The organism is Pseudomonas sp. 58(2021) (genome assembly GCF_017491585.1).
GTDB lineage: Bacteria > Pseudomonadota > Gammaproteobacteria > Pseudomonadales > Pseudomonadaceae > Aquipseudomonas > Aquipseudomonas fluorescens_BT.
Window position 1 is genome coordinate 30,474 of record NZ_JAFGYZ010000014.1, and the last position, 22,021, is coordinate 52,494.

The window sequence follows — 22,021 nt, forward strand, 5'->3', positions numbered from 1 at the left end:
CCCTCTCCTTTCAGTCAGACAATGCGTTATGTTCGGCCACCGCACGCTCGACCCAGACCTGCGCCTGACCGAGGTAATGGGCGGGATCGAGCAGATGATCCAGTTCGGATGCGCTCAGTTCGGCGGTCACCTGCGGTTCGTCACCGAGTACCGCACGCAGGTGGCGTTGTTCGGCCACCGCTCGTTTGCAGCATTGTTCGAGCAGATGATGCGCGGTGTCGCGGCCGACTCGTTGCGCGAGCACGATGCTCACCGCTTCGGCCAGCACCAGACCTTGGGTCAATTCGAGGTTGCGGGCCATGCGCGCGGCATCGACCTCCAGACCGTCGGCCAGCAACCGCGCCTGTTGCAGCGCACCTGACACCAGGCAGCAGATCTCCGGCAGGGTTTCCCATTCGGCGTGCCACAAGCCGAGGCTGCGTTCGTGCTCCTGGGGCATGGCGCTGAACAGCGTCGAGACCAGCCCCGGCACACGGGTCGCCGCGCCGATCAGCACCGCTGCGCCCACCGGATTGCGTTTGTGCGGCATGGTCGATGAACCGCCCTTGCCCGGTGCCGAAGGCTCGAATACTTCCGCCGCTTCGGTCTGCATCAACAGGCTGATGTCGCGGCCGAACTTGCCGAGGCTGCCGGCAATCAGACCCAGCACCGCGCCAAACTCGACGATACGATCACGCTGGGTGTGCCAGGGTTGTTCCGGCAGGGTCAGTTGCAGCTCTTCGGCCAGTGCACGGGCAATCGGCAACGCCTGTTCGCCCAGCGCCGCCAAGGTGCCGGACGCGCCGCCGAACTGCAGCACCAGCAGCCGCGGCTTGAGTTCGCGCAGACGCTGACGGCTGCGGGTCACGGCGCCGAGCCAACCGGCAATCTTCATCCCAAGGGTGACGGGCGTCGCGTGTTGCAGCCAGGTGCGCCCGGACAGCGGCGTGGCGGCGTGGCGCTGCGCCTGAACGGCGAGGGAATCGGCCAGTTGCGCCAGCTCCCCTTCAATCAGTTCCAGCGCCTGGCGCAATTGCAGCACCAACCCGGAATCCATCACGTCCTGACTGGTAGCGCCCAGATGCACGTAGCGCTCGGCTTCGGCATCGGTCGCGGCAATCTGTTTGCCCAACGCCTTCACCAGGGGAATCGCCGAATTGCCGGCCGTAGCGATCGCCTCGCCCAGCGCTGCGAAATCAAACAGCCCGGCGTGGCAGGCGTTTTCGATCGACGCGACAGCACTCGCCGGAATCAATCCGACCCGCGCTTCGGCCCGGGCCAGCGCCGCTTCGAAGTCGAGCATCGCCTGCACCCGGCCCTGATCGCAGAACACGTCGCGCATATCGCGGGCAGTGAAGTAGGCATCGAACAATTGATTGCCCGGTCGCTGAGTCATAAACAGTCCTTGCCGGCGCGGGCCATCACGGCCCGCGCCCTTCGGTTAGAGATCGTGATGCAAATAGGCGGCCTGTTTCGGCAGGCGCAGGCTGAACAGGAACGCCACTGCCATCATCACCGTGACGTACCAGTAAAAGGCGTTTTCCATGCCCCCGGCCTTGAGGCTCAGGGCCACGTATTCGGCCGAACCGCCGAAGATCGCATTGGCCACCGCGTAAGCCAGGCCGACGCCGAGGGCGCGGACTTCCGGCGGGAACATTTCGGCTTTCACCAGGCCGCTGATCGAGGTGTAGAAACTGACGATCGCCAGTGCCACGGTGATCAGCACGAAGGCCAGGACCGGGCTGCTGACACTTTTCAGACTCAACAGAATCGGCACGGTGAACAGCGTACCGAGCGCGCCGAACCAAAGCATCGAGTTACGCCGGCCGATCTTGTCGGCGAGCATGCCGAACAGCGGCTGCATGCACATGTACAGGAACAGCGCGCCGGTCATGATGTAGCTGGCGGTCTTGGCGTGCATGCCGGCGGTGTTCACCAGGTATTTCTGCATGTAGGTGGTGAAGGTGTAGAAAATCAGCGAGCCACCGGCGGTGTAACCGAGCACGGTGATGAACGCCGCTTTGTGATCGCGGAACAACGCACGGATGCTGCCGGCGTCTTTGTTCTCGCGCATTTCCTTGCTGGCGGTTTCTTTCAGCGAACGGCGCAGGAACAGGGAAATCAGCGCTGCTGCCGCACCGACCACGAACGGGATTCGCCAGCCGTAGGCACGCAATTCTTCTTCGGAGAGGAACTGTTGCAGGATCACCACCAGCAACACCGCCAGCAGTTGCCCGCCGATCAGGGTCACGTACTGGAACGAGGCGAAGAACCCGCGCTGCCCCTTGAGCGCGACTTCGCTCATGTAGGTCGCGGTGGTGCCGTATTCGCCGCCTACCGACAAGCCTTGCAGCAGGCGCGCGAACAACAGCAGCAACGGCGCCCAGACGCCGATGCTGTTGTAGGTCGGCAGACAGGCGATGAGCAATGAGCCGAAGCACATCATCAATACCGAAATCATCATCGACGTCTTGCGGCCCTTCTTGTCCGCCAGACGCCCGAAAATCCAGCCGCCGATCGGGCGCATCAGGAACCCGGCAGCGAATACCCCGGCGGTGTTGACCAGTTGCACCGTAGGATTGTCGGAGGGGAAAAACGCCGGGGCGAAATAGATCGCGCAAAAGGCGTAGACATAAAAGTCGAACCATTCGACCAGGTTGCCGGACGACGCGCCGACAATGGCGAAGATGCGCTTGCTGCGCTCTTCGCCGGTGTAGTGGGATGTGATAGTTGTCATTGTTTTTCACTCGATAGGGACAGTGAGAGTCTAGACATACTTTGCAACAGTCCCGTTCCGCAGATACTCAAGCGCTGCAAATCCCTGTGGGAGCGGGCTTGCCCGCGAAAGCGGTGGGTCAGCCAACATCAATGGCGACTGACAGGCCCTCCTCGCGAGCAAGCCCGCTCCCACAAGGGATGTGGTGATCTTCAGTAATCGAAGAACACGGTTTCCGCATCAGTGCCCTGCAGGATCACATTCCACTGATAAACGCCCGCCGCATCCGGCTTGGCCAACAACGTGGTGCGGCGCTCGGCCGGTACGCATTCGAGCAACGGATCATTGACGTTCGCCGGATCGCCCTCGAAATAAATCCGCGTCAGCAAGTGTTTCACCAGACCGCGCGCAAACACCAGCACCACCAGATGTGGCGCCTGGGTCGTGCCTTTCAGGCCTTCGACCGTGCCCGGTTTGATCGTGGTGAAACGGAAGCGCCCTTCGGCATCCACCGGCACCCGGCCGAAACCTTCGAAATTCGGATCGAGCGGCTTGGCCTGCTCGTCTTCCGGGTGGTCATATTTGCCGGCGGCGTTGGCCTGCCAGACTTCGAGCATGGCGTCGTTGACGACATCGCCGTTGCCGTCCACCACTTGCCCGGTGATCGCCACGCGCTGGCCGAGGGTCAGTTCGTTGGCGAGGTTTTCACGGTTCAGCCAGGTCAGGCCGATGTGGTAATACGGCCCGACGGTGTGGGACGTGGTCGCAGTCAGGGTCATCTCATTTCTCCATCGGCGTGGCTTCGCGGCCGCGCAGCACGATGTCCCAGCGATAAGCGAGGGCGTAGGACGGAATGGTTTTTTCCAGATCGAAAGCGGCGATCAGGCGTTCCTTGGCCGAGGTGTCCGGCACGCAGTTGTAGATCGGGTCGTAGGCCAGCAGCGGGTCGCCCGGGAAATACATCTGCGTGACCAGGCGCGTCAGGATGCTCGGCCCGAACAGCGAGAAATGTACGTGAGCCGGCCGCCAGGCGTTGTGGTGATTGCCCCACGGATAGGCGCCGGGCTTGATGGTCTGGAACTGATACCAGCCGTCGGCGTCGGTCACGGTGCGGCCGGTGCCGGTGAAGTTCGGGTCCAGCGGTGCGTCGTGCAGGTCACGGGCATGGTTGTAGCGACCGGCGGCGTTGGCCTGCCAGATCTCCACCAGAATCCCCGGCACCGGCAGACCGTTTTCGTCGAGCACACGCCCATGAATGATGATCCGCTCGCCAAGGGGCTCACCCTGATGCTGGGCGGTCAGATCGTTATCGGTATCGGCCACACGCTCGGCACCGATGGTCGGCCCGGTGATTTCCGACAGCGAATGCGGCAGAAACACCAACGGCTTGGACGGCGAGCGCAGATTGGTGGATTGATAATTGGGGTGCAGGTACGGCGGCTGGGTGCCTTCCTGCGGGCGGCGGTAACCAGGCTTGTCAGTCATTTCGCTTTCCTCTGTTCTTTTTCGTCACGGCTTGCGTCAGACGCGTTCGATGGCCAGGGCCAGACCCTGGCCGACACCGACGCACATGGTCGCCAGACCTTTCTTGCCACCGGTCTTTTCCAGCTGATGCAGGGCGGTCAGCACCAGACGCGCGCCGCTCATGCCCAGCGGATGACCAAGGGCGATCGCGCCGCCGTTCGGGTTGACCTGGGCCGCGTCGTCCGCCAGCCCCAGTTCGCGCAGCACCGCCAGACCCTGGCTGGCAAACGCTTCGTTGAGCTCGATCACGTCGAAATCGCTGACCGCCACGCCGAGGCGTTCGGTGAGTTTGCGCACCGCCGGCACCGGGCCGATGCCCATCACCCGTGGCGCAACCCCGGCACTGGCCATCCCGAGCACTTTGGCGCGGGCGGTCAGGCCGTGTTTTTTCACCGCTTCGGCCGAGGCCAGAATCAGCGCGGCAGCACCGTCGTTCACGCCCGAAGCGTTGCCGGCGGTGACGGTCTTGTCCGGGCCGTTGACCGGTTTCAGTCGGGTCAGGGCTTCAAGCGTGGTGTCGGCGCGGGGATGTTCGTCCTGGCTGACCACGGTTTCGCCCTTCTTGTGGGCAATCCGCACTTCGACGATTTCCTCGGCGAAGTAGCCGGCAGCCTGGGCGGCGGCCGTACGTTGCTGACTGCGCAGGGCGAAAGCGTCCTGATCCTCGCGGGAAACTTCGTAGTCGTCGGCGACGTTGTCGGCGGTCTGCGGCATCGCGTCGACGCCGTACTGCGCTTTCATCAACGGGTTGATGAAACGCCAGCCGATGGTGGTGTCTTCCAGCTTCATGTTGCGCGAGAACGCCGCATCAGCCTTGCCCATCACGAACGGTGCACGGGACATCGACTCGACGCCGCCGGCAATCGCCAGCTCCATTTCACCGCTGGCGATGGCGCGGAACGCGGTGCCGATGGCATCCATGCCCGACGCGCAAAGCCGATTGAGAGTGACGCCGGGCACGCTGTCCGGCAGACCGGCCAGCAACAGCGCCATGCGCGCCACGTTGCGGTTGTCTTCGCCGGCCTGGTTGGCGCAGCCGAGGAACACTTCGTCGATGGCGCTCCAGTCCACCGAAGGATTGCGCTCCATCAGGGCCTTGATCGGCACGGCGGCCAGGTCGTCGGCGCGAACGCCTGCCAGACCGCCGCCGAAACGGCCGATGGGGGTACGAATCGCATCGCAGATATAAACGTCGCGCATCATGCTTCTCCCGGTGCCTGGCCGTGGGCCGCTGCGGTACGGGCTTCGAGATCGCGCAGGGCGGTCAGCTCGACCTCGGTCGGTTCAGCGGTAGTTGCAACGCTGTCGGCAAAACGGATCGCCCAACCGGTGGCGGCGACCACTTGCTCGCGGGTCACGCCCGGGTGCAGCGCGGTGACCACGAACTCATTAGTGCCCTCTTCCGGCTCCATGGTGCACAGGTCAGTAATGATGCCAACAGGACCTGCGCCCGGCAGGCCCAGACGTTTGCGCGAATCGCCGCCCTCGCCATGGCCGACCGAGGTAATGAAATCGAGCTTGTCGACAAACGAGCGCGCCGACTGTTTAAGGATGATCAGCACGCTTTTCGCGGAACCTGCGATCTCCGGCGCGCCACCGGCACCCGGCAGACGGACTTTCGGTTGATGGTAATCGCCGACCACGGTGGTATTGATGTTGCCGAAGCGATCGACCTGCGCCGCGCCGAGGAAACCGACGTCGATGCGTCCGCCCTGCAGCCAGTAGCGAAAAATCTCACCGGTTGGCACGACGGTGTCAGCGGTTTCCGCCAGTTCGCCGTCACCGATGGACAGTGGCAACACGCTTGGCTTGGCGCCGATAGGGCCCGACTCGTAGATCAGCACCACGTCCGGCGACGAGGTCAGGCGCGCCAGGTTGGCGGCTTTCGACGGCAGGCCGATGCCGACGAAGCACACCGAGCCGTTCTTCAGGCGACGGGCCGCGGCGACGGTCATCATTTCATTGGTGGTGTAAGTCATTACTTGGCCTCCGAAGCAGCGGCCAACTTGGCCTGGAACTCGCTGAAGTCAGCGCAGCCATGGATGTATTCGTTGATCCACGCGGTAAACGTCTCACGGTCGCGAGCGATCGGGTCCCACGCCTGATAGAAGCGGTTGTCACGCTCGGTGTAACCGTGGGCGTAGGACGGATGCGCGCCACCGGGCACATGGCAGACCGCACTCAAGGCCCAGGTTGGCAGCACGCAAGCGTTCATCGGGGCGTTGAGGTTGTCGACGATCTCTTCGACGGTGACAATGCAGCGCTTGGCGGCCAGTGCAGCTTCTTTCTGCACGCCGAGGATGCCCCACAGCAGCACGTTGCCCTGACGGTCGGCTTTCTGGGCGTGGATCACGGTCACGTCCGGACGCACCGACGGCACCGCCGCCAGCACTTCACCGGTGAACGGACACGTTACGGACTTGATCAGCGGGTTGACCTTCGGCAGGTCGGAACCGGCGTAGGCCCGCAGTACCGCGAACGGCAGGCCGGAGGCGCCGGCAACGTAGGCGTTGGCCAGGTCGGCGTGGCTGTGCTCTTCGATTTCCAGGGCATGCGGCCATTGCTTCTCGACTGCGTCGCGCAGACGGTGCAGCGAACCCACACCCGGGTTGCCGCCCCAGGAAAAGATCAGCTTGCGTGCACAGCCGGCGCCGATCAATTGGTCGTAGATCAGGTCAGGGGTCATCCGCACCAGCGTCAGATCTTTCTTGCCCTGACGAATGATTTCATGACCCGCTGCCGTAGGGATCAGGTGAGTGAAACCTTCGAGCGCGACGGTGTCGCCGTCGTTGACGAATTGCTTCACCGCGTCGTGCAGCGAAAGGATCTCAGCCATGGAGCGGGCTCCCGTTTTTGTAGTGAATCGCCAGTGATAAAAAGGCGCGAGGTTGTGCGCCGGAGTCACTGAAGATTAAGCCGCTGAAAATCACCAAACAATCCGATAATCGACTGAGTGTTCGATTATCGAACAGATTGTTACCTACCTATCAATCAACATCAAAAACTTCTTCGGAACGCCTTCGCGAACAAGGTCGCTCCCACATTTTGAAATGCATTCCAATGTGGGAGCGGGCTTGCCCGCGAAGGCGCCGGAACATTCAGCGCGGATCAAAATGACTCAACTCAAGTCGCATCCGCATGACTGACCAGGCCCTTGATCACCACCGCTGCCGTGGCCAGGCCCGCCGGAATCACCAGCGCCGTCAGCACTTGCTCGAAATTCCAGCCCAGGCCCAGCAGGGTCGCGCCCATCCACGCCCCGAGAATCGCACCGAAGCGGCCAATCCCGAGCATCCACGACACACCGGTGGCCCGCCCCTGAGTCGGATAAAACCGCGCCGCCAGCGACGGCATCGCCGATTGCGCGCCGTTGACGCACATGCCCGCCACCAGCACCAGCGTCGCCAGCAACGTGATGTTGCCCAGGCTCTGCCCGACCGCGTAGGCAAACACCCCGGCCAGCAGGTAGAAAATGCCGATGACCTTGTGCGGATTGAACCGGTCCATCGCCCAACCCACGCCGACCGCACTCAGCACCCCGCCGAACTGGAACAATGCGCCGATAAACGCCGCCTGTTCCATGCTCGCGCCGCTGTCGCGCATCAGGGTCGGCAGCCAGCTGGTCAGCAGGTAAACGATGACAAGGCCCATGAAATAGGTCAGCCACAACAGCAACGTACCGACGCTGTAGGTTCCGGAGAAAATCACCGCGAACACGTTGCGTGCCTTGACGGTTTTCTGTTCCGGCACGCTGAAACTCGCTGCCTGGGCGACGGTGACCGGGTCGATCGGCGCAAGGGTTTTGCGGACTTTGTCCGTGCCACGATTACGCACCACCAGATAACGCGCCGATTCCGGCAGCCAGACCAGCAACACCACGGCGAGGATCAGCGGCAAAATCCCGCCGATCAGCAACAGGCTGTGCCAGCCGAATGCCGGAATCAGCTTGGCCGAGATGAATCCACCGCCGGCCATGCCCAGGTTGAAGCCACAGAACATGCTGGTCACCAGAAGCGATTTCTTGCGCTCCGGGGTGTATTCCGACAGCAGCGTGGTGGCGTTCGGCATGCCGGCACCCAGCCCCAGACCGGTGAGGAAGCGCAGCACCAGCAGTTGCTCAACGTTGGTGGCATAGGCCGACGCCAGGCTGAAGGCTCCGAACAGAAATACCGCGCCGACCAGTACGACTTTTCGCCCGAAGCGGTCAGCCAGCGGACCGGAACCCAGCGCACCGAAAACCATGCCGATCAGCGCGGCGCTCATCACCGGACCGAGGCTGGCGCGGTCGATGCCCCAGTCCTGGGACAGGGCCGGCGCGATAAATCCCATGGCTGCCGTGTCGAGGCCATCGAGAAAGACAATCAGGAAACACAGAATCACCACCCGCCACTGATAGCGCGAGATCGGTTGGGCATTGATGAAGGACTGCACGTCGAGGCAGTGACCTACAGCGGACTGAGGCTGGTTCATTATTTTTATTCCACGCAAAAAACGCAGTCGAACAGCGGCCGGCCAAAGACAGGCACGGACACAAGCATATAAGGAGGGAATCAGGCGTTGCGCTAAAACCGGCAACAGGAACAGGAGCGGCGACAGTCGGGGAACGTGCGCATGGGAAGTTGCCTCTTGTCATTATTATGGGAGTCGACGATCCGGCGGGCTCATTCACAACAGCGCCGGATGACGCTGCCGCGACATTAATGATCCGGGGGTTTTAGCGTCAATTCGATAAACGCAACTCTGTGCGTTTATCGAACAGCTTCATCAGGTGAACAACTGCGCACTGAGGTCACGGCTGGCACTCAACAAGCCCGGCAGAAAGCGCTGTTCCAGCTCGGTACGGCTGACGCGGCCGGCGTGAGTGCTGACGTTGAGCGCCGCCACCACCTGGCCGGAGGCGTCGTACACCGGCACCGCAATCGAACGCAGGCCTTGTTCGAGTTCCTGATCGACGATGCACCAGCCTTGCTGCCGCACTTCCTGCAGACACTTGAGCAAGGACTCGGGGGTGTGCAGCGTACGGCTGGTCTTGGCCACCAGTTCGGCATGGTCGAGGTATTCGCGCAGCGACGTGTCGTCCAGTGCCGCCAGCAGGATCCGGCCCATGGACGTGCAGTACGCCGGCAAACGTCCGCCCACTGACAGATCCACCGAAATCAGGCGCTGGGTGGTGGCCGAACGGGCGATGTAAAGAATGTCGTCACCCTCCAGCGTAGCCATGTTGCAGGCCTCGTGCAGTTGTTCGCTCATGCGGTCGAGGTACGGCTGTGCGGAGACTGCAAGCGGCGTCGAAGAGAGATAGGCATGACCGAGGGTCAGCACTTTGGGCAGCAACGAATAAGTACGACCGTCGGTGGTGGCGTAACCGAGTTTGATCAGGGTATGCAGGCAACGGCGCACGGCGGCGCGAGGGATTTCCGTACGGTGGCTGATCTGGGCGATGGTCAGATGACGCTTGCGTTCCTGAAAGGCCTGCACCACCGCCAGCCCACGGGCCAGGGAGGTCATGAAATCCGGATCGCCGGTCATGGCCTCGATACGTTTGGCCGCAGAGGCAACGATCGGTGGCGCCACCGATGTAAAGGAATTGCGCATTTGATCGTTCATGTCAGGTCCTTTTCCTGTACGGATCGACGGCTATACAAGCGGCTCGCGAGTAAATGCACAAGCAGCAGATCGCCAACATTGGGCGATTATCGAACCATCGACCGATAATCGCAAACCCTCGTTTGGCTCAGAACGGAAGCGGCTTGACGCAGTTTTCAACTCGCTATCTTTCATGCGCCTGCCCTCTTAGTTGTTCGGCTAAATGGCGCCAGAAACACAACACCCGGCAACCACGATGCAACTACCGGTAAAAGTTGCGAGTCACAAAACAATCACACATCCGGAACCGTTTTTAACTTGGCAAAGATAGTCAATCCCGATTCGGCCGCTATAATGCATCTCAGTGGCGCCGTACTTTTATTTGCCGTCGACGCCATTTGCCGAAGCAATGTCCATTGCCTTCGGCCCCGGCCAGCGCCTGATGACCATCACCCATGCACCGCCAGCGCGCTCGCTGAAACAGGAAACTGATGCTGCGTCAGTTTTAATCTGGTGCCGTAGCCGCCTGTAACATGGAAGTCTTGATCCTCCTGCCGATTACACTGCCGCCAGCCTTGGCAGCAGCCAGTTGGCGAACCGGTTCAATCGATTCGTTGCAGTGCGTTTCACCAGACATTTATCTCAACTCATACAGGTAGCACTGTGACGAAAGACGAACTGCGCGCGGAACTTGAGCGCCAGGAACAACGTTACAAGGAAGTTTACGGCGGGGAAGTCACCACCTACGCCGCCCAGCCCGAACCGGAACGCAAAGCCTGGCGTAAACGCCCTACCGTTCAGGATCAGGTCTTCCAGCAAGAACTGAAAAAAATGGAAGAGGAACTCAAAGCCGAAGAGCCTTGACGCCGTCCTTTGCATCTTTCGAGGGTAAACGTACTCACCGGGTTACAAGCACGGTGGGCTGACGATGCCTTGCGCGCCCGCTACCCGCGGGCAGCGGCCAACTCCCCTGTATTGCACAGGTTTGGAGCATGTCAGGCACGTTTCTCAGATATTTCATACAAGCTTCTGCACCCTCCCGCACACCGGCCAAGAAGCCGGTGCTTCGCATTTTTATCAATTGAATCAATACCTTGTAAAACCCCGCGAAAAGCTCGGGTAATGCGCCCTGATACAAATTAATTCGTTGAAGAATGTTACCGATGAGCAGGTAGGGGATCGATTTCCAGTCTTTTCTGGCATAATCGCGCCCCCTTATGACCGGGTCAGAAAACCTTCATGATCGATTTATTCAGCGGACTGGATGCCTGGGTGCTTGTGAGCCTCCTGCTCGCCCTGACATTTGTCCTCGCCTTCGAGTTCATCAATGGATTTCATGACACCGCTAACGCGGTAGCCACTGTTATCTACACCAAAGCGATGCCGCCTCACCTGGCGGTGTTCTTCTCGGGCGTGTTCAACTTCCTCGGCGTATTGCTGGGCGGCGTTGGCGTGGCGTATGCCATCGTTCACCTGCTGCCGGTAGAACTGTTGATCAACGTGAACACCGGCCATGGTCTGGCAATGGTGTTCTCGCTGCTCGCCGCCGCCATCGCCTGGAACCTGGGCACCTGGTACTTCGGTATCCCGGCCTCCAGCTCCCACACCCTGATCGGTTCGATCCTCGGTGTCGGCCTGGCCAATGCCCTGATCAACGACATTCCGCTGGGTGATGGCGTGAACTGGCAGAAAGCGATCGATATCGGTGCTTCGCTGGTGTTCTCGCCAATGGCTGGCTTCCTGGTGGCCGCACTGGTGCTGATCGGCTTGAAATGGTGGCGTCCGCTGTCGAAAATGCACAAGACTCCGGAACAGCGCCGCAAGATCGACGACAAGAAGCATCCACCTTTCTGGAATCGCCTGGTCCTGGTGATGTCCGCCATGGCCATGAGCTTCGTACACGGCTCCAACGATGGTCAGAAAGGCATCGGCCTGATCATGCTGGTCCTGATCGGTATCGTGCCTGCGCAGTTCGTGCTCGACCTGAACAGCACCACCTATCAGATCGAACGTACTCGCGATGCGACCCTGCACCTGAGCCAGTTCTACCAGCGCAACGCCGCCACCCTCGGCGAATTCCTGGCCCTGGGCAAAAGTGTCGAAGGCGACCTGCCGGAAAAATTCCGCTGCAATCCGCAGCAGACCGAACCGACCATTTCCGCCCTGCTCCACACGCTCAAAGGTGTATCGGATTACCACTCGCTGCCGGCGGAGAGCCGCATCGAAGTGCGCCGCTACCTGCTCTGCCTGGACGATACCGCGAAGAAAGTGGCCAAACTCCCGGGCCTTGAGGCTCGTGAAAAGGCTGACCTGGACAAGCTGCGCAAAGACCTGACCACCACGACCGAATACGCCCCGTTCTGGGTGATTCTGGCGGTTGCCCTGGCCCTGGGTCTGGGCACCATGATCGGCTGGAAACGCGTGGTCCTGACCATCGGCGAGAAAATCGGCAAGCAAGGCATGACCTATGCCCAGGGCATGTCGGCGCAGATCACCGCAGCGAGCATGATCGGCCTGGCCAACATCTTCAGCCTGCCGGTGTCCACCACCCACGTTCTGTCCTCGGGCGTGGCCGGCACCATGGTCGCCAACAAAAGCGGCCTGCAAGGCGGCACGGTGAAAACCATCCTGCTGGCCTGGGTCCTGACCCTGCCTGCCACCGTGGCCCTGTCGGCCGGCCTGTTCTGGCTGGCGTCGAAGGCACTGGGTAGCTGATAGACCGCTGTAAAGAAAAAGGCGTGATTCGAAAGGATCACGCCTTTTTTGTTGCCTTCAGAAATGGAACGCGGAGCGTCCAGGGCTGCATTCCCACGCAGAGCGTGGGAACGATCAAAGCAAAAGCAGTCCGCTTTCCGCTCCTCACCACTCAACACGATGAGCGTTAGCTCGAGTACCGCTCTTGACGTGCCGGCCCCATCGGAAGGCTGAGTGGAGGGATTGATCCGGGGGTGGGAGCGCAGCGACCGTGCGGCGAAGCCGCATGCATCGAGAGGAGGTGCAGCGAAGCAAACCGTAGGCGATGCCCCCGGATGAATCCCGGAACGAAGGAACGCCGAGCCAAAGCGAGGTGCCGAACGCAGGGGCCAAGCCTTTTGCTTACTTTTTGGCGTTTGAAAAAGTGAGCCGCCGTAAGGGCGGAACCGCCAGCCGCAGCACCCGAAGCAACGGATATTCACCCAAAACAACCCAAAGCATGGTCGGCCCAAAGGCCGCCAAGACACAAAAAAAAAGGGCAACCGAAGTTGCCCAAAATGCCTTGCGTGCTCATCAAACCCGGAAGAATCAAGGCTTCTTGCGCTTGTTCGCATCCTTCCAGATAAAAAATCCAAACCCTGCAAAAAACAGAACCATGAGCCCCACCGTCAGAACCCCGGCAAACACCACGTTATCGAAAAACATGACTGGCCTCCTGGCCCCTGCTTTGCTGCGATGGAACCAAGTTAACCAATCGGGCAGGCGCAGAAATTGACCGGGATCAATGCCGGTCAAGGTGCGGAGGAAAGAAAGGGAAATAACTGACCTGCATCAACGGATGCAGAGGGAGATCAGCGCTTTTTCGGTTTGTTTTTCGACTTTTTCTTCGGTTTTCCCAACGGCATGGCCTGTTCGAATGCCTTGCGCACTTCATTCAGGCGTTTTTCGTTGAGGTCGTGAACCCGCTTGGCGCGTTCGGTGCTGAGGTCGATCAGTTTGTCGTCTTGGCTCATGGCGTTCGGTGCATCGCTTGGACTGAATCACAACTGCCGGAACACCGACAGGACTGCGCCAATAATGCGGCCTGGCGCAGGCGCTGACCAGCCACTGACCTGAACGCTCTACAACAATTCATGTACCGCCCACCGGATTTACCCGCACAATCGGCGCCTCGCCCTGAACCCGAAGGATCTGCGCCGTGCCCCTGCATCAGGATCTGCCACCGCTGATGGCCTTGCGCGCCTTTGAGGCCGTGGCCCGCCATTTGAGCTTCATCAAGGCTGCCGATGAGCTGTCGGTGACCCAAAGCGCGATCAGCCATCAGGTGCACAAACTTGAAGAATTCCTCGATCAGCGACTGTTCGTGCGCCGCACCCGGGCGATCGATCTGACGCCGGCCGGCGAACAATACTACCGACAGATCGAACCGGCCCTTGCCGCGATTGCCGCCGCCACCCACGAACTGCGCGGCGAGCGCCCCACCACCCTGCACATCGGTCTGCTCGCCTCCTTCGCCACCCTGTGGCTGGCACCGCGTCTGGCGGATTTCAACGCGAAATACCCGAACATCCATGTCGAGCTGCTGCCCGCCGTGCAACTGGCCGATGTCGACGCTGGCGAGGTGGATCTGGCGATCCGCTACGGCAAGGGTGGTTGGGCGAAAGTCGAGGCCCGGCGGTTCATGGGCGAAACCCTGACGCCAGTGTGCAGCCCGGCCTTCAAGGCCAAGGGCGTGAACAACGGGCCGTTGCTGATGGCCAAGTCGCACCAGCCGTTCGAATGGATGGACTGGCAGCAACACAGCGGCATCGATCTGGCTCATGTGCCCAGCGTCATGCTCCACGACTACAACATCGTCGTCGAAGCGGCCGTTGCCGGCCAGGGCATTGCCATGGGGCGCCAACGAATGATCGAACGGCGTTTCAAGGAAGGCGCCTTGGTGCCGGCCTTCGACACGCCGCCAATGCTCGGCGAGATCGGTTATTGGCTGGTCACCCCGCAACGACCGCTCACGCCGGCAGCGCAATGTTTCTGCCAATGGCTGGAGGACACCGCGAACGCATGAGTTTTTTGGATGCGTCGGATTAAATCTATCCGTTTGTCGCCCTTCGCTCGCGCCAACATGCTGAAGCCCTCACTCAGGAGGACTTCCCATGACCAATTCCCTCAGCCAACGTGTGCAACAACTCGGCCTGCGCCTGTCCGAACCGAGCCAGCCGATCGCCAACTACGTCAACCATGTGGTCAGTCAAAATCAGCTGTTCATCTCCGGGCAGATTCCATTGCTCGACGGCAAACCTGCCTTCATTGGGCGACTGGGCGAAGCAATCTCCGATGAAGAAGGAGTTAAAGCCGCTGAACTGGCTGCCCTGGGACTGCTCGCCCAGTTGAGCCATGCACTGGGCGATGACCTGTCGAAACTGGTGCGCATCCTGCGCCTCGGGGTATTCGTGGCCGCCACACCGGACTTCAAGGCTCAGGGCGTCGTCGCCAACGGCGCCTCGAACCTGCTGGTCAACGCCCTCGGCGACAAGGGCCGGCACGTGCGCACCGCGGTCGGCGTGTCGAGCCTGCCGGCCGGCGTTGCAGTGGAAATCGACGCGATCTTCGAGCTCAAGCCGTGAACATCGACGACATCCTGCGTCTGCGCACCGCCACACCCGGCTGCGCTCAGTTGATCCACTTCAACCACTCCGGCGCTTCCTTGCCGAGCCAGGCCACTCTCGACGCGGTGATCGAACAGTTGCAACGCGAAGCGCTCGGCGGGCCGATGGAGATGGCCGACATTCAAGTGCAGGAACGCGCACGAGCAGCCGCAGCCACCCTGCTCAATGCCCAGCCCGAGGACATCGCCTTTGCCAGCAGCGGCTCGGCGGCCTGGAGTCAGGCGTTCAACGCACTGGGGCCGTGGCAGCCCGGCGAACGGATTCTGGTCGGACGCCATGAATGGGCCGGCAATCTGGCGTGCATGGCCGAAGCGGTGAAGGCCGGCGCGCGGCTCGAAGTGATTCCTTGTGACGCCCACGGTGCAGTCGACCCGCAAGCCCTGGCGCAGATGATCGACGGCCAGGTGCGACTGATCGCCCTGACCTGGCTACCGGCCAACGGCGGTCTGATCAACCCCGCCGCGCAGATCGGCAGCGTGGCGCGGGGTCACGGCATCCCTTATTTCATTGACGCCGGTCAGGCGCTGGGGCAGTTGCCCTGCGATGTCCAGGTCTTGCAGTGCGACGTGCTGAAGGGTGCCGGGCGCAAGTTCCTGCGCGGGCCGCGCGGCACGGCGTTGATGTACATCCGGCCGCAATTCCTGCAACGGTTGCTCCCCGTGCAACGCGATGTACTGTCGGCGCCATGGGATGGCAAGCGCTTTACCCTGCGCGACGACGCCCGTCGCTTTGAAACCAGTGAAGTGTCGCTGGCGCTGCTGGCCGGGATGGCCAATGCGCTGGAAGAGTACAACCGCCTCGGCGCGATCCCCGTCCGCCGGCGCATCGAACAACTGAGCAGTGGATTGCGCCAACGCCTGAGGGCGATTCCCGGCCTGACGCTGCGGGATCTCGGAGCGGCCAATCAACAATCCGGGCTGATCGCCTTCACGCTTGAAGGCTGGGACAGTGTGGCGCTGAAGCAGACGTTGGCCGAGCGGCGAATCAACATCGGCGCCAATGGCGTGGCCTACACGCCGCTGGACATGCAGGCGCGTGGGCTGGTGAACATTGCGCGGGTGTCGGTGAGCTATCTGAATACCGAAGAAGAAATCGAAGTATTGCTGACGAATCTGGCTGAGTTGGCCGCCCAGCCTCAGATCTCGATGTCGACCCACAGGCCCTGACGCGGCTGGTCTTCCATCAGCGGCACCACCGGTACGGTATTGTCGGCATTGAGTTCGGTGCCAGGAACGGCGAGGTGCGCTTCGGGGTCGTCGTCGGCTTCACGGCGGCGACGATCACGCTCCTGCTGGCGGCGCTGCTCTTCGCGCAGCAGATAACCGTCCTCTTCCGGATCGCGCTTTTGCAGGTCGATGGTGCTTTCGTTGGAGCTTTCCTGCACCGGCACCACCGGGGGAATGTCCGGCCGCTGGCGGATCGGGTCCTGTTGGGATGTGATCGGCACGGCGCTCAGGGGGAGCATCGGTGGCAACATATGAAGGGTCTCCTGTCAGCAGGCTATCGGCTGCGGCATCGGGGCCTTGAGCCATCGGTCGAAAACTTGTGACCGGGTTGGCACTCATTCGTGCCGCCAGCGCTCGTGAAACCGACACATGACCTAATCTTCCTTCCGTTGGCCGTCGGCATTTAATAGCCCCACGCGACGCCTAATCCTTTGGCCTCAGGGCCTCATTCCGTTAAGATAGCCCGCTTTTTCAAGGTGGGAGTCAGGCAGCATGGCGCAGCAGTATCAACCGGGGCAACGCTGGATCAGTGACAGCGAAGCAGAGCTTGGTTTAGGCACCGTTCTGGCACAGGACGGCCGCTTGTTGACCGTGCTTTACCCGGCCACTGGCGAAACCCGCCAGTACGCGCTAAGGAATGCGCCCCTGACCCGCGTGCGATTCTCGCCGGGCGACTCCATCACCCACTTCGAAGGCTGGAAGATGACCGTGCGCGAAGTCGAGGATGCCGATGGCCTGCTCGTCTATCACGGTCTGAATGCCGAGAACGAAGCTGTCACCCTGCCAGAAACCCAGCTGTCGAACTTCATCCAGTTCCGCCTGGCCAGCGACCGTCTGTTCGCCGGCCAGATCGACCCGCTGGCGTGGTTCTCCCTGCGCTACCACACCCTGGAACACACCAGCCGCCAGTTGCAATCCGCGCTCTGGGGCCTGGGCGGCGTGCGCGCACAACCCATCGCCCACCAGTTGCACATTGCCCGTGAAGTCGCTGATCGCATCGCGCCGCGCGTATTGCTGGCGGACGAAGTGGGTCTGGGCAAGACCATCGAAGCCGGTCTGGTAATCCATCGCCAATTGCTTTCCGGCCGTGCCAATCGCGTGCTGATCCTGGTGCCGGAAAACCTCCAGCACCAATGGCTGGTGGAAATGCGCCGCCGTTTCAACCTGCAGGTCGCGCTGTTCGACGAAGAACGCTTCATCGAAAGCGATGCCTCCAACCCGTTCGAAGACACCCAGCTGGCCCTGGTGGCGCTGGAATGGCTGGTTGAAGACGAAAAGGCCCAGGACGCGCTGTTCGCCGCCGGCTGGGACCTGATGGTGGTCGACGAAGCGCACCACCTGGTGTGGCACGAAGACAAGGTCAGCCCGGAATACTCGCTGGTCGAACAACTGGCTGAAACCATCCCGGGCGTGCTGCTGCTCACCGCTACCCCGGAACAACTGGGCCAGGACAGCCACTTCGCCCGTCTGCGCCTGCTCGACCCCAACCGCTTCCATGACCTGGCGGCCTTCCGCGCCGAAAGCGAAAACTATCGCCCGGTGGCCGAAGCCGTTCAGGAGCTGCTGGACAAGGGCCGTCTCTCGGCCGAAGCGCACAAGACCATCCACGGTTTCCTCGGCAACGAAGGCGAAGCCCTGCTCACCGCCGTCAACGATGGCGACACCGAAGCCAGCGCCCGCCTCGTGCGTGAACTGCTCGACCGTCACGGCACAGGCCGCGTGCTGTTTCGCAACACCCGCGCCGCCGTGCAGGGTTTCCCGGAGCGCAAGCTGCACCCGTACCCGTTGCCGTGCCCGGACGAATACCTCGAACTGCCACTGGGCGATCACGCCGAGCTGTACCCGGAAGTCAGCTTCCAGTCCCAGCCGGACGCCAGCGAAGAAGAACGCTGGTGGAAATTCGACCCGCGTGTCGAGTGGCTGATCGACCAGCTGAAAATGCTCAAGCGCACCAAAGTGCTGGTGATCTGCGCCCACGCCGAAACCGCGATGGACCTGGAAGACGCGCTGCGCGTGCGCTCCGGCATCCCGGCCACGGTGTTCCATGAAGGCATGAACATCCTCGAGCGTGACCGCGCTGCCGCCTACTTCGCCGATGAAGAGTTCGGCGCGCAGGTGCTGATCTGCTCGGAAATCGGCAGTGAGGGTCGCAACTTCCAGTTCGCTCACCACCTGGTGCTGTTCGATCTGCCGTCCCATCCGGACCTGCTGGAACAGCGCATCGGTCGTCTGGACCGGATCGGCCAGAAGCACATCATCGAACTGCACGTCCCGTACCTGGAAACCAGCCCGCAAGAGCGTCTGTTCCAGTGGTATCACGAAGCGCTGAACGCGTTCCTCAACACCTGCCCGACCGGCAACGCCTTGCAGCACCAGTTCGGCCCGCGCCTGCTGCCGCTGCTCGAAGAAGCCGACGACGGCGAGTGGCAAGCGCTGATCGACGAAGCGCGCACCGAGCGCGAGCGTCTGGAAGCCGAGCTGCACACCGGTCGCGACCGCCTGCTGGAGCTGAACTCCGGTGGCGCCGGCGAAGGTGAAGCACTGGTCGAGGCAATTCTGGAACAGGACGACCAGTTCGCCCTGCCGATCTACATGGAAACCCTGTTCGACGCGTTCGGCATCGACAGCGAAGACCATTCGGAAAACGCCCTGATCCTCAAGCCGAGCGAGAAGATGCTCGACGCCAGTTTCCCGCTGGGCGACGACGAAGGCGTGACCATCACCTACGACCGCAACCAGGCGCTGTCGCGCGAAGACATGCAGTTCATCACCTGGGAACACCCGATGGTGCAGGGTGGCATGGATCTGGTGCTGTCCGGTTCGATGGGCAACACCGCTGTCGCGCTGATCAAGAACAAGGCGTTGAAGCCGGGCACCGTCTTGCTGGAACTGCTGTACGTCAGCGAAGTGGTGGCTCCGCGTTCGCTGCAACTGGGCCGTTACCTGCCGCCGGCCGCCCTGCGCTGCCTGCTCGATGCCAACGGCAACGACCTGTCGTCGCGCGTGGCCTTCGAGACCCTGAACGATCAACTGGAGAGCGTACCGCGCGCCAGCGCCAACAAGTTCATTCAGGCCCAGCGCGATCAACTGACGCCGCGGATCAACGCTGGTGAAGACAAGGTCACTCCGCGTCACGCCGAGCGCGTGGCCGAGGCCCGCCGCCGTCTGGCAGCGGACACCGACGAAGAGCTGGCGCGCCTGACCGCCCTGCAAGCAGTCAACCCGACCGTGCGCGACAGCGAACTGGTTGCCCTGCGCAAACAGCGCGAGCAAGGCCTGGCCATGCTCGACAAGGCAGCGCTGCGACTGGAAGCGATCCGGGTGCTGGTGGCGGGTTAAACCGCCCTGCTCCATCGCCACACATGAAAAGGCCCGCAGCGATGCGGGCCTTTTTGTTTGTCGGCTATTTATGCTGCGCTGCTGATTGCCTCTTCGCGAGCAAGCCCGCTCCCACAGTTGGCCGGTTTCCTTCAGGAGGAAATGCGGTCGAATGTGGGAGCGGGCTTGCTCGCGAAGGCGGTCATGCAGTCACCGCTGAGCCCTCTGGCTCAACCACCGCCACCATCCCCTCCTTCATCCGCTTCGCATCCCGCACAAAACACCGCGACGCCAGAAACAGAAACACCATCGTAAAGAACAGCGCCACCGGAATCAGGTACATCGCATCATGCAGGCCGACAGCCTTGAATGCCTCGGTCATCTGTTCGGCACCCGCCGAAATCATGGCCGACTTGGCAAAGTGATCCGACAAACCGCCCACCACCACTGGCCCCAAACCTCCGCCCAGCAAATACAACCCGGCAAAGAACAGCGCCATCGCCGTGGCCCGCAGTCGTGGTTCGACCACGTCCTGAATCGCCGTGTAGACACAGGTGTAGAAGTTGTAGGCAAACAGCCAGCCGACACTGAACAGCGCGACAAACACACCGATCTCGATCCGTCCCGCATGCAGCGCCCAGGCCGTGCACACGGTGGAGACAATCAGGCTGAACGCTGCAAACAGCAACCGGCCGCTGGCCACGCGCTGGTGGATCTTGTCGGCGATCCAGCCGCCGAGGGTCAGGCCGATCAGACCGGTCACGCCGACGATCAGCCCGGTGGCCACCGCCGCCTCCTGCAACGGCATCAGGAAATAGCGCTGCAGCATCGGCACCAGAAACGAGTTGCAGGCATACGTCGCAAAGTTGAAGCACAACCCGGCCATCACCAGCCACAGAAACGTCGGCACCGCCAGCACCCGGCGAATCGGCTTGTCGACCTTCTCTTGCGACACCTGCACGGTTTCTGCCGCGCCGCGCTTGGGTTCTTTGATAAAAAACATGAACACCGCCAGCAGCAGCCCCGGCACCGCGGCGATGAAGAACGGCGCGCGCCAGCTGTCGAACGCCTTGACCATCGCGCCGATGGTGAAAAACGCCAGCAGCAGCCCCAACGGCAGGCCCAGCATGAAGATGCCCATGGCCCGCGCCCGACGGTGGGCCGGGAACAGGTCACCGATCAGCGAGTTGGCCGCCGGTGCGTAACTGGCCTCGCCGATGCCGATGCCCATGCGCACCAGCAGAAAACTCCAGAAGCTGCCCACCAGGCCGTTGACCGCCGTCAGCGCGCTCCAGGTGGCCAACCCCCAGCCCATCAATTTGCTGCGCGAGCCAGTGTCGGCCATGCGCCCCAAGGGCAGACCGGCAATGGCATAAACGATGGTGAATGCGGTGCCGACGATCCCCAGCTGAAAGTCGCTGAGGTGCCATTCCATGCGGATCGGCTCGATGATGATCGCCGGAATGGTGCGATCGAAGAAGTTGAACAGGTTGGCGAGGAACAACAGGAACAGAATGCGCCAGGCATTCGCCGCTTGGGTCGAGTTCTGCATGGGTCCGTCTCTTTTATTGTTATGGGGCTTCACTGCCGACGCATTCGAGCCCGGAACCTGCAATCTAGTCACGCTCGTCGGGGCTGTCTGTGATCATTCGCCAGCCTGATAGGGAGCCATGGCACTGTAACGAAACGTAAGCCCTTGAAAAGGCTCGAATCCCCCGAAAACCGGGGGTTTTGCGGAAAAATCCGGCAATGAAAAAATACTTTCGCGCCCCCCTTCCCAACGCCGTGGCAAAGCCTAGAATGGCCGCCGGATCCGTCCGGATCCTGCCGATCAATCCCTTTGATGCCCCTCCCATGTCCGATGTCAGTCCGTGTCTGAATTGCGGTGCCTGCTGTTCCCATTTTCGTGTGTCATTTTTCTGGGGTGAATGCGCATCCTCCGGCGGGACCGTGCCCGATGAGCTGGTCACCCAGATCACACCCAGCCGGGTCGCCATGATCGGTACCGACCGCAAGGCGCCGCGCTGCACCGCGCTGGAGGGCGAAGTCGGAAAGGCGGTGAGTTGCACGATCTACGACAAGCGCTCAAGCCCCTGCCGCGAGTTCGAGGCGTCGTGGGAAAACGGCGAGCAGAACACCGATTGCGACAAGGCCCGTGCCCGCTTCGGCCTGCCGCCGTTGCAACCGCACTGGAACGAGGTCGCCTGAGCCTTAGCACCAATCGCTATGGCGCTCATGCCAAAATCATTAGAACCAATATGCCACTACGGCTTGCGCCCCGAAATCGGCCTCTATACTGCATTCATTCGCCT

Annotated in this window: 20 protein-coding genes; 7 read left to right on the forward strand and 13 right to left on the reverse strand. The window is 61.7% G+C overall.

The annotated features are described in order from the left end of the window. Positions 1–10: 10 nt before the first annotated feature. From J5M72_RS17530 to pcaR, 9 genes are all read right to left on the reverse strand, one after another. Positions 11–1,375 carry a 3-carboxy-cis,cis-muconate cycloisomerase gene (locus tag J5M72_RS17530; protein WP_207866645.1) on the reverse strand — a complete coding sequence of 455 codons (1,365 nt, stop codon included), beginning with the start codon at positions 1,373–1,375 and terminating at the stop codon, positions 11–13. 45 nt (positions 1,376–1,420) lie between these two features. Continuing rightward, positions 1,421–2,716 carry an MFS family transporter gene (locus J5M72_RS17535; RefSeq protein WP_169429182.1) on the reverse strand — a complete coding sequence of 432 codons (1,296 nt, stop codon included), beginning with the start codon at positions 2,714–2,716 and terminating at the stop codon, positions 1,421–1,423. Between the two features lie 191 nt (positions 2,717–2,907). Continuing rightward, positions 2,908–3,474, reverse strand: a complete 567-nt coding sequence (gene pcaG / locus J5M72_RS17540) for a protocatechuate 3,4-dioxygenase subunit alpha (RefSeq protein ID WP_169429181.1) — start codon at positions 3,472–3,474, stop codon at positions 2,908–2,910. 1 nt (position 3,475) lies between these two features. After that, the gene (pcaH, locus tag J5M72_RS17545; protein WP_207866646.1) at positions 3,476–4,180 is read right to left on the reverse strand and encodes a protocatechuate 3,4-dioxygenase subunit beta; all 705 of its coding nucleotides are present in this window, start codon (positions 4,178–4,180) and stop codon (positions 3,476–3,478) included. Between the two features lie 36 nt (positions 4,181–4,216). Then, on the reverse strand, positions 4,217–5,422 hold the full coding sequence (pcaF, locus tag J5M72_RS17550; protein ID WP_207866647.1) for a 3-oxoadipyl-CoA thiolase: 1,206 nt from the start codon (positions 5,420–5,422) through the stop codon (positions 4,217–4,219). Continuing rightward, positions 5,419–6,198, reverse strand: coding sequence for a CoA-transferase subunit beta (locus J5M72_RS17555; protein WP_169429178.1), 780 nt, complete (start codon positions 6,196–6,198; stop codon positions 5,419–5,421). Before J5M72_RS17555 ends, pcaF begins: the two co-directional genes overlap by 4 nt. Continuing rightward, positions 6,198–7,055: a CoA transferase subunit A gene (locus J5M72_RS17560; protein WP_003222404.1), complete on the reverse strand. Its 858-nt coding sequence runs from the start codon at positions 7,053–7,055 to the stop codon at positions 6,198–6,200. Before J5M72_RS17560 ends, J5M72_RS17555 begins: the two co-directional genes overlap by 1 nt. A gap of 287 nt (positions 7,056–7,342) precedes the next feature. Beyond that, on the reverse strand, positions 7,343–8,689 hold the full coding sequence (locus J5M72_RS17565; RefSeq protein WP_207866648.1) for an MFS transporter: 1,347 nt from the start codon (positions 8,687–8,689) through the stop codon (positions 7,343–7,345). 294 nt (positions 8,690–8,983) lie between these two features. Then, a complete protein-coding gene (pcaR, locus tag J5M72_RS17570) occupies positions 8,984–9,826 on the reverse strand; it encodes a pca regulon transcriptional regulator PcaR (RefSeq protein ID WP_207866649.1) in 843 nt (280 codons plus the stop codon). Positions 9,827–10,468: 642 nt separating this feature from the next. Here pcaR and J5M72_RS17575 point away from each other — a divergent pair. Further along, positions 10,469–10,669, forward strand: coding sequence for a hypothetical protein (locus J5M72_RS17575; RefSeq protein ID WP_007957826.1), 201 nt, complete (start codon positions 10,469–10,471; stop codon positions 10,667–10,669). 375 nt (positions 10,670–11,044) lie between these two features. Beyond that, positions 11,045–12,520, forward strand: coding sequence for an inorganic phosphate transporter (locus J5M72_RS17580; protein ID WP_085712967.1), 1,476 nt, complete (start codon positions 11,045–11,047; stop codon positions 12,518–12,520). Positions 12,521–13,087: 567 nt separating this feature from the next. On the opposite strand, the gene ccoM is transcribed toward J5M72_RS17580, so the two are convergent. After that, positions 13,088–13,204: a cytochrome c oxidase subunit CcoM gene (gene ccoM / locus J5M72_RS29180; RefSeq protein WP_007959205.1), complete on the reverse strand. Its 117-nt coding sequence runs from the start codon at positions 13,202–13,204 to the stop codon at positions 13,088–13,090. A 146-nt stretch (positions 13,205–13,350) separates the two neighbouring features. Further along, positions 13,351–13,512, reverse strand: a complete 162-nt coding sequence (locus tag J5M72_RS17585) for a hypothetical protein (RefSeq protein WP_167443762.1) — start codon at positions 13,510–13,512, stop codon at positions 13,351–13,353. Positions 13,513–13,697: 185 nt separating this feature from the next. Here J5M72_RS17585 and J5M72_RS17590 point away from each other — a divergent pair, with 185 nt between their 5' ends. The 3 genes from J5M72_RS17590 (at position 13,698) to J5M72_RS17600 (ending at position 16,331) form a co-directional block, all read left to right on the forward strand. Next, positions 13,698–14,564, forward strand: coding sequence for a LysR substrate-binding domain-containing protein (locus J5M72_RS17590; protein ID WP_207866650.1), 867 nt, complete (start codon positions 13,698–13,700; stop codon positions 14,562–14,564). A gap of 88 nt (positions 14,565–14,652) precedes the next feature. Beyond that, positions 14,653–15,123, forward strand: a complete 471-nt coding sequence (locus J5M72_RS17595) for a RidA family protein (RefSeq protein WP_207866651.1) — start codon at positions 14,653–14,655, stop codon at positions 15,121–15,123. Then, positions 15,120–16,331: an aminotransferase class V-fold PLP-dependent enzyme gene (locus J5M72_RS17600; protein WP_207866652.1), complete on the forward strand. Its 1,212-nt coding sequence runs from the start codon at positions 15,120–15,122 to the stop codon at positions 16,329–16,331. Before J5M72_RS17595 ends, J5M72_RS17600 begins: the two co-directional genes overlap by 4 nt. Here the strand turns inward: J5M72_RS17600 and J5M72_RS17605 are convergent. Further along, positions 16,301–16,642 carry an aspartate-semialdehyde dehydrogenase gene (locus J5M72_RS17605; RefSeq protein WP_096819497.1) on the reverse strand — a complete coding sequence of 114 codons (342 nt, stop codon included), beginning with the start codon at positions 16,640–16,642 and terminating at the stop codon, positions 16,301–16,303. The two genes, J5M72_RS17600 and J5M72_RS17605, sit on opposite strands and share 31 nt — an antisense overlap. A gap of 241 nt (positions 16,643–16,883) precedes the next feature. Here J5M72_RS17605 and rapA point away from each other — a divergent pair, with 241 nt between their 5' ends. Then, a complete protein-coding gene (gene rapA, locus J5M72_RS17610; protein ID WP_207866653.1) occupies positions 16,884–19,730 on the forward strand; it encodes an RNA polymerase-associated protein RapA in 2,847 nt (948 codons plus the stop codon). 181 nt (positions 19,731–19,911) lie between these two features. Here the strand turns inward: rapA and J5M72_RS17615 are convergent, their stop codons facing one another. Next, positions 19,912–21,261 carry an MFS transporter gene (locus tag J5M72_RS17615; RefSeq protein WP_207866654.1) on the reverse strand — a complete coding sequence of 450 codons (1,350 nt, stop codon included), beginning with the start codon at positions 21,259–21,261 and terminating at the stop codon, positions 19,912–19,914. Positions 21,262–21,563: 302 nt separating this feature from the next. Here J5M72_RS17615 and J5M72_RS17620 point away from each other — a divergent pair, with 302 nt between their 5' ends. Further along, positions 21,564–21,917 carry a YkgJ family cysteine cluster protein gene (locus J5M72_RS17620; protein WP_169432602.1) on the forward strand — a complete coding sequence of 118 codons (354 nt, stop codon included), beginning with the start codon at positions 21,564–21,566 and terminating at the stop codon, positions 21,915–21,917. Positions 21,918–22,021 lie beyond the last annotated feature (104 nt).